Genomic DNA, 1,091 nt, shown 5'->3' on the forward strand with positions numbered 1-1,091 from the left:
CGCCATCCGCCTCACCCTCAAGGGCGAGCACATCCCCGTCCCGGCTTGACGACGCCCGCAGCGGGCTGAGCAGTTACCCTACCTGGGAGCCAACTGCTCCGGGAGCGTTTCGGGAGGGATACCCGTTCATGCCGCCGGAAGAGCCGTATGACGAGCCGTCCGATTCTGACTCGGCGTATATGAGCAGCCTCTTCGGCATAGCTCCCGGTACGGCGCAGGGGCTGGAATCGGCATCCCTGTCGCAGGCGCTGGACAATTCGTCCTTGGGCCCGAGTTCCTTCGATCCGACATTGTTTAACATACAACAGCAGACTATCGATACCTGGGGGGTTCTCGAAAAGGCCTTTCCCGGGCGATTGCAGTTGGCGCTCGCCGGCTTCGTTCCGAACGTCGAATTTCGACAAATCCTCAACGCGATTACGACCCCCGGCGCATACATTCCCTCCAGCATCTTCGACGTCCAGGTGCTGGGATTTGGTGGTTTCAGTCCGGTTCTGCTCGACCTGTCCGGCGACGGCGTCAGCATCACCGAGCTCTCCGCCTCGAACACCTGGTACGACACGGTCGGCGACGGCTATCAGCACCGCACCGCCTGGGCCGGCGCGGGCGATGGCGTGCTGGTCTACGACACCCATGGCGACGGCCAGATCACCCAGGCAAACCAGGTCGCCTTCACCTTGTGGGATCCGACCGCGGCGTCGGACATTGAGGCGCTGCGCGACGTGTTCGACACCGATCACGATGGCACGCTCGACGCCGACGACGCGAATTTCACCAAGTTCAAGGTGCTGGTCACCAATGCCGATGGCACGCAGACGCTGAAAACGCTCGCCGAGCTCGGCATCGCCTCGATCGACCTTAACGAGAACGCCGCTTCCGTGACGCTGCCCGACGGCTCGTCGATCGACGGCACGACCACGTTCACCCGCACCGACGGGTCGACCGGCGAGGCGGCGACGGTGACGCTGGCGACCGATGCACAGGGCTACAAGATCGAGCGCACCGTCACTCGCTGCGCCGACGGTTCGACGACGATCGACACCAAAGCGCGCGCGCCCGACGGCAGCCTCGCCAATGAGACGATCACGGTG

1 protein-coding gene is annotated in these 1,091 nt (G+C 64.0%); it reads left to right on the top strand.

The window, feature by feature from the left end; genetic code table 11:
• Positions 1-128: 128 nt before the first annotated feature.
• Positions 129-1,091 (top strand): EF-hand domain-containing protein (locus tag F1193_RS16875; RefSeq protein WP_150098950.1); only part of this gene is annotated, 963 nt, incomplete at its 3' end.

Origin of the sequence: Blastochloris sulfoviridis (assembly GCF_008630065.1) — a bacterium.
In the GTDB taxonomy this organism is placed as follows: domain Bacteria; phylum Pseudomonadota; class Alphaproteobacteria; order Rhizobiales; family Xanthobacteraceae; genus Blastochloris; species Blastochloris sulfoviridis.